This window comes from Microbacterium sp. (assembly GCF_051953575.1).
Lineage (GTDB): Bacteria > Actinomycetota > Actinomycetes > Actinomycetales > Microbacteriaceae > Microbacterium.
This window is the reverse complement of the sequence record NZ_JBQCIP010000106.1, coordinates 1-6,942: the sequence shown is the minus strand read 5'-3', so window position 1 is coordinate 6,942 and position 6,942 is coordinate 1. Positions and strand designations below refer to the sequence as shown.

Below are 6,942 nucleotides of genomic sequence, written 5' to 3'. Positions count from 1 at the left end.
GTGGCGCGCGGCGGGCGGTGCGGAGCCGCAGGTGCCGCTGTACGACACCGAGGGCGGCTGGCTGCACATCGACACCGAGACGCTCGTCGCCAACACCCTCGCGGCGCGCGACGGCGGCTGGCACGGGTCGAAGCTCAAGGTGGGATCCGCCGACCCGCGCCGCGACATCGAGCGTCTCGCCGCGGTGCGCGAGGCCGTCGGCCCGGGCTATCGCCTCATGGTCGACGCCAACCAGGGCCTCACGCTCGCCGACGCCCGCGCACTGGCGCGCGCGATCGAGCCCTCGGGCATCTCGTGGCTCGAAGAGCCGCTGCCGGCCGACGACGTGTCGGCGCACGCGAGGCTCGTCGAATCCACGTCGATCCCGATCGCGGTGGGCGAGTCGCTGTACTCCGTCGCCCAGTTCAAGGAGTATCTCGTCCGCGATGCCGCCACGATCGTCCAGCCCGATGTGGCACGCGTCGGCGGCATCACGCCGTGGCTCAAGATCGCGCACCTCGCCGAGGCGTTCACCGTGCCGGTGTGCCCCCACTTCCTCATGGAGCTGCACGTCAGCCTCGTGGCCGCCGTCCCGAACGGCCGCATCGTGGAGTACATCCCGCAGCTGCGCGCGGTGACCACGGCCGACCTCGTCGTGACCGAAGGCCGCGTCCTCGCGCCCGACACCCCGGGCATCGGCATCGCGTGGGACGACGATGCACTGGAGGACCTGCGCGTCGAGTGACGGATGCCGTCCGCCCGGGCCGGCCGGGTCAGGCGGCCGCGCACCCCTGCACGGCCGCGGCGATGACGTCGTCGAGCCCGACCTCGGCGAGCTCCGGCGGCAGGTTGCCGCTCACCATGAGCATCGCGAACCCGTGGAGGGCGGCGAACACGGGCAGCGCGACCCGCTCGCGGGGACCGGCCTTCACCTCGCCGCGCCGCTGTCCGTCGTCGATGAGGTCGAGCATCCGCTCGAACCAGCCGTTCGCGGCGGCCGCGAGCTCCGGCGACGGCACGCCGTCGTGCTTCGCCGCGAACATCAGCGCGAGCAGCTCGGGGTCGGCGACCGCGAAGTCCACGTAGGCGCGGGCTGCGGCATCCACGCGCGCGGCGAACGTGTCGCCAGCCGCGCTCATGGCCGCCGCCGTCACCCGGTCCAGGCGCTCGTAGCCGCGGAGCGCGAGCGCTGCGAGCAGCTCCTGCTTGCTCTCGAAATGACGACCGGGTGCGCCCGGGCTGACGTCGAGGTCGCGGGCGAGCTCTCGCAGCGAGAGTCCCGCGACACCGCGCTCGCGCAGCCGGCTCTCGGCCTGGACGAGGAGCGCCGCGCGCAGATCCCCGTGGTGGTAGCGGCCGTGCCTCATGCATCCACACTAGGCGAACCGGTCCGCAAATGTAGGCATTGCATACAATGTAGTCATCGCATACATTGATGCACATGGCCCGCACAACGAAGACTCCCGAGTGGAGCACCGCAGACATCCCCGACCAGACCGGACGCACCGTCGTCGTGACCGGCGCGAACAGCGGGCTCGGTCTCGCGACCACGCGCGCCCTCGCCGCCGCGGGCGCCCATGTGGTGCTCGCCGTGCGCGACACCGCCCGCGGCCAGGCCGCGGCGGCCGGCATCGCCGGCAGCACCGAGGTGCGCCGGCTCGACCTCGCCGACCTGGCCTCGGTGCAGGCGTTCGCCGCGGCGTGGGACGGCCGCCTCGACGTCCTCATCAACAACGCCGGGGTGATGAACCTCCCCGAGTCGCGCACCGCCGACGGCTTCGAGAGGCAGTTCGGCACCAACCACCTCGGGCACTTCGCCCTCACCAACCTGCTGCTGCCCCACGTCACGGACCGCGTCGTCACCCTGTCGTCGGGCCTGCACCGGGCGCGGGGCACCCGGATCCACTTCGACAACCTCGCGCTCGACGGCGAGTACACACCCGGCGCGGCCTACAGCCAGTCCAAGCTCGCGAACCTGCTGTTCACCCTGGAGCTCCAGCGGCGCCTCGACGAGGCGGGATCGCCCGTGCGCGCGGTCGCCGCGCACCCCGGCTGGGCAGCCACCGAGCTGCAGGGGCACGACGCCAACGGCGTGCGCCGCGCGCTCATGCTCTTCGGCAACCGCCTGTTCGCGCAGGACGCCGCCGGCGGCGCGCTGCCCACACTGTACGCGGCCGTCGCCGACCTGCCCGGCGCGAGCTACGCCGGCCCGGGCGGGCGCTTCGAGCTGCGCGGCGCGCCCGTCCTCGTCGACCGCTCCCCCGAGGCCGCGGACGCCGACGTCGCCCGCCGCCTCTGGGACGTCTCGCAGGAGCTCACCGGGGTCGGCTTCCCCGCCTCGCTGCCCAGTCACTGACCTGCCGGACGGCCGGCGCGGGCGGCATCCACCTCACGCATAGGCGGCGCCCCGCGCTCGCCCAGACTCGGTTCCTACCCTCGGAACCATGCCTGATCCGTCGCGCCCGAAAAGAGGAATCCTCACCGGACTCGCCGGCCTGGTCGGCCTGAGCGCCGCCACCGGCGTGCTCATCGCCGCGACGGTGACGCCGGCGGTGGCTCTCACCAGCAGCGCCGCCGGCGGTGCGCTCACGCTGTTCGACGAACTGCCGAGCACGCTCGAGATCGACCAGCTCATGCTGCCGAGCAACTTCTACGCCACCGATCCCGGCACCGGCCAGCCGGTGCTGCTGGCGAAGTTCCTCGAGCAGGACCGCACGCCCGTCACCCACGACCAGGTCGCGTCGGTGATGTACGACGCGATCCTCTCCAGCGAGGACCCGCGCTACTACGACCACGGCGGCGTCGACGTGATCGGCACGACCCGCGCCGTGCTGTCGAACCTCGCGGGCGGCGGCGAGACGCAGGGCGGATCGACGATCAGCCAGCAGTACGTCAAGAACGTGCTGGTGCAGCAGTGCGAGGCGACCGCGAAGACCTCCGACGAGAAGTACGCCTGCTGGTCGGAGGCGACGACCTCCAGCGGCGTCGAGGGGATCGAGCGCAAGCTGCAGGAGATGCGGTACGCCATCGCGCTGGAGCAGAAGTACTCCAAGGACGAGATCCTCCTCGGCTACCTCAACATCGCGAACTTCGGCGGCACCACCTACGGCATCGAGTCGGCCGCGCGCTACTACTTCGGCACGACGGCGGCGAACCTCACCCTCGGACAGGCGGCGACGCTCGCCGGCATGGTGCAGAACCCCAACACCTACCGGATCGACCGCCCCGACGGCTCGATCACCGCCTCGGACGGCACCACGCGCAACAAGGCGCCCGACGGCGCGGTCGACGACGTGCAGGGCAACGAGCTCGCGGCGCTGGACTCGCTGCTGGCGGACGGCACCATCACGAAGGACCAGTACGTCGCCGCCGCCGACGGCTACACCGCCACCAAGGGGCGTCAGCTGTACGTACTGAGCCGGATGCTCCACGACAAGAAGATCACCCGGGATCAGTACGTGGCTGCGGCGATCGAGCCGATCACCCCGACGATCACGCCCACCGTGACGGGGTGCGCCGCCGCCGGCGGAGCCGCCTACTTCTGCCAGTACGTGAAGGACACCATCCTCAACGACCCGGCGTTCGGCGAGACGCGCACCGACCGCCAGCAGACGCTGCAGCGCGGCGGTCTCAACGTCTACACGACGCTCGACTCCCGCGTGCAGGCCGCCGCCGAGCAGGCGATGACGACGTACGCGCCGGCATCCGCCGACATGCCGACGGCGAAGGGGGCGGCGACCGGCCGGTTCGGGTCGACATCGGTCAGCATCGAGGCCTCGACCGGCCGCATCCTCGCGATCGCGCAGAACACGACCTTCAGCGAGGATGCCGCACACGACGGCGACCCGGCGTACTCGTCCCTCGTCTTCGCGGGCGACCTGGCCACCGGCGGCTCGACCGGCTTCAACGCGGGTTCGACGTTCAAGCTGTTCACGCTGCTCGACTGGCTGGAGAAGGGGCATTCGCTGGGCGAGTCGCTCGACGGACGCCTGCGGGTGTTCGAGCACCTCACCAACTCGTGCGACGGGGACTGGACGAACACGTCGAACACGCTCGTCAACAACTTCGGCAAGGCTCCCGGCAAGGTCGGCACCCCGCTGCAGTTCACCGCCAGCTCGCTCAACACCGGCTACTTCGCGATGGCCGAGAAGCTCGACCTGTGCGACATCGAGAAGGTCGCCGCCCGCCTCGGCGTGACGCAGGCCGACGGCGACGCCATCACGATGAAGAACCTCAACTCGATCATCGGCACCGCCGCCGTGTCGCCGATCGCGATGGCCGCGGCCTACGCGACCGTCGCCAACGGCGGCACCTACTGCGAGCCGACGCCGATCGACCGCGTGACGGATGCCGACGGCAAGGAGGTCGCAGGGCTGGAGCACTCCTGCACGCCGGCGCTCGACCCGGCGATCGCCGCCACCGCGGCCTATGCGCTGCAGGGCGTCATGGCCTCGGGCGGCAGCGGCACGCAGGGCAACCCGTGGGACGGCACCCCGGTGCTCGGCAAGACCGGCACCCACGAGGCGTGGCAGACGTGGCTCATCGAGTCGAGCACGAAGGTGACCACCGCGACGTGGGCGGGCAACGCCGACGGCTTCGGGGACGTGTTCAACACCCGGTACAACGGCAACCGGCTGTCGGACATCCGCTACCGCATCGGCAAGGCCGTGCAGTCGGCCGCCAACGACGCGTACGGCGGCGAGGCCTTCCCCGCCCCCGACACGGACCTCGTCAAGACGGCCCAGGTGAACCTGCCCGACGTGACCGGGCTGAGCGTGGCCGACGCCCAGAGCCGGCTCGAGGCGGCCGGCTTCACCGTCCGAATCGGAGACGCCGTCGACTCCGTCGTCGCCGCCGGGCTGGTCGCGACCCAGGACCCGGGTGCGGGGCGCGCCGCCGCCGGCACCACCGTCACGCTGCACCCCAGCACCGGCACGTCGCCCTCCGCCCCGGGGAGCGGGAACGGGAACGGCGAGGGAACCGGGAACGGCAACGGCGACAACGGCACGAACCCCGGCGACAGCGGAGGCCAAGCCGACACCGGCGGCGGCACCGGCAACGGCGGCACCGGCGGCCACGGCAACGGGGGCTGACACAGCGGACGAGTGGATGCCCCGCCGGCGGCATACACTCGTGCGGGGTCGGTGCGACTACTTCAGAGCGTCGTACAGGTCCTGCTCCATCTGAAGGTACTGGGATAGCCCCAGACCCTCGAGGTCGCTCAGGTACGCCTGCCAGGCGCCGTCGTCGTTGATGTCACGCTGGCCCGTGACGAACTCGGCCTGCGCCTGGGTGACGTAGTTCGCGATGTTCGTCTGCAGATCCGCCAGGTCGGCCGACGTCTCGTCGTTCGGCCACAGCTTCTCGGACGGGAAGAGGACGCTCTCGTCGGGCTTGTACGGGTCGTACCCCTGCGTCGCGATGAGCAGGCGTCGCTCGTACCCGTCGGGCGAGTAGACGTCCTCGGGGACGACCTGCGAGTTGCGGTACTCCAGCGAGTCCCAGTACTGGGCCATCGAGCGCCACGCGGAGTTCGAGGTCTCGTCGTACGTCAGCGGCTTGAACGTCGGGTCCAGCTCAGGGTCCAGCGCGACGTCTCCCGGCTCCGCCGGGACCCACGCCTCGCCCTCCGGGCCCATCGCACCGCGCTTGTCGCCCTCGTCGGTGACGAGGTAGTCGATGAGCTTGATCGCCTTGATCCGCTCGTCCTCAGTGGACTTGTTCGTCAGCGCGAAGATGCCGAGCGGGTTCACCGGCGAGCGCCACGTCGCCAGCTGCGTGCCGTCGGGACCGGCCACCGGGGCGACCGCGTCGTAGTTCTTGTCGCGGCCGTCGGGAGAGTCGGCGGTCACGAAGTCGTACGGGTGCAGGTCGACCGCCGAGCCGAGGATCTCAGCGCCGGCGTTGTCACCGAGCGCCTTGAGCGCGTCGCCGTTCTGCGTGAACGCCGCCGTGTCGAGCAGACCCTCCGACGCCAGCGAGGCGATGTACTTCAGCCCCTCGCGCCACTGGTCGCTCGTGGCCGCCATCGTCACCTGGCCGTCCTCCATCACCATGGGCGGCGGGGTGCCCGGCGCCGTGTACGGCGCGTAGGTGAAGGCGCCCATGAGGTAGTTGACGATCGGCTGGGTCGCCGAGCCGCTCAGCGGCACCTCGTCTGCCACGCCGTTGCCGTTCGGGTCGTCGTCCTTGAACGCCTGGAGCACCGCGCGCAGCTCCTCGGTCGTCGTGGGCTGCTCGAGCCCGAGCTTCTTCAGCCACGTCGTGTTCATCCACAGCTTCGACGGGAAGCTGCAGTGGTAGCACTCGCTCCACTGCGTGATCGCGTAGATGTGGCCGTCGGGAGCGGTGACCGAGTCCTTCCAGTCCGGCTTCTCTTCGAAGCGCTCCTTGAGGTTCGGCGCGTACTCGTCGATGAGGTCCTCGAGCGGGACGAGCACGCCCTGCTGACCGTACTTGAGGACTTCGCTGCGCGAGAACGCGTCGACCCACGGCACGAGGAAGTACGCGTCGGGGTAGTCGCCGCTCGCGAGGGACACCTGACGCTTCTCGCCGGCCACGCTGCCGTCGTAGGTGGTGGTCTGCCAGTCGAAGTCGATGTCGTACTTCTCCTCGAGCAGCTTCGTGAAGCCGTTGTCCGCGAGCGAGCCGTTGTCGCCCTGCGGGCCGAAAGCGACGAGCTGGCCGTTGTCGTCGCTCGGCGACGTGCACGCGGCGAGCGCCCCCGCCGCCAGCGCGAGCGCGCCCGCAGCCGCCGCTCCTCTGATGATGCTGTGTCTCATTGCCGGAATCTCCTTTGCCCGGTAGATGGGTGTGTTGTGGTGGGTCTGTGGGGGCGGATCAGCCCTTGACGGCGCCGATCATGATGCCCTTGTTGAAGTACTTCGCGACGAACGGGTACGCGATGAGCATCGGGATCGTGGCGATCACGACGGTCGAGTAGCGCAGCAGGTCGGCGAGTTC

Annotated in this window: 5 protein-coding genes; 3 read left to right on the top strand and 2 right to left on the bottom strand. The window is 70.6% G+C overall.

The annotated features are described in order from the left end of the window. The coding region (locus ACTHNQ_RS07045) for a mandelate racemase/muconate lactonizing enzyme family protein (protein WP_440332315.1) at positions 1–724 on the top strand (724 nt) is incomplete at its 5' end. Between the two features lie 28 nt (positions 725–752). Here the strand turns inward: ACTHNQ_RS07045 and ACTHNQ_RS07040 are convergent. Continuing rightward, entirely contained in the window at positions 753–1,346 is a 594-nt protein-coding gene (locus tag ACTHNQ_RS07040) for a TetR/AcrR family transcriptional regulator (RefSeq protein ID WP_440332313.1), read from the bottom strand. A gap of 74 nt (positions 1,347–1,420) precedes the next feature. On the opposite strand from ACTHNQ_RS07040, the gene ACTHNQ_RS07035 reads away from it, so the two are divergent. Beyond that, complete coding sequence (locus tag ACTHNQ_RS07035) at positions 1,421–2,335, top strand: oxidoreductase (protein ID WP_440332311.1); 915 nt, start codon at positions 1,421–1,423, stop codon at positions 2,333–2,335. An 88-nt stretch (positions 2,336–2,423) separates the two neighbouring features. Continuing rightward, the gene (locus tag ACTHNQ_RS07030; protein ID WP_440332309.1) at positions 2,424–5,072 is read left to right on the top strand and encodes a transglycosylase domain-containing protein; all 2,649 of its coding nucleotides are present in this window, start codon (positions 2,424–2,426) and stop codon (positions 5,070–5,072) included. Positions 5,073–5,129: 57 nt separating this feature from the next. Here ACTHNQ_RS07030 and ACTHNQ_RS07025 read toward each other — a convergent pair whose 3' ends face one another. Further along, on the bottom strand, positions 5,130–6,761 hold the full coding sequence (locus ACTHNQ_RS07025) for an ABC transporter substrate-binding protein (protein ID WP_440332308.1): 1,632 nt from the start codon (positions 6,759–6,761) through the stop codon (positions 5,130–5,132). Between the last annotated feature and the right edge of the window lie 181 nt (positions 6,762–6,942).

Coding starts and splice junctions, on each gene's coding strand:
- ACTHNQ_RS07040 (WP_440332313.1), bottom strand. CDS start 1,346: ATGAGGCACGGCCGCTACCACCACGGGGATCTGCGCGCGGCGCTCCTC.
- ACTHNQ_RS07035 (WP_440332311.1), top strand. CDS start 1,421: ATGGCCCGCACAACGAAGACTCCCGAGTGGAGCACCGCAGACATCCCC.
- ACTHNQ_RS07030 (WP_440332309.1), top strand. CDS start 2,424: ATGCCTGATCCGTCGCGCCCGAAAAGAGGAATCCTCACCGGACTCGCC.
- ACTHNQ_RS07025 (WP_440332308.1), bottom strand. CDS start 6,761: ATGAGACACAGCATCATCAGAGGAGCGGCGGCTGCGGGCGCGCTCGCG.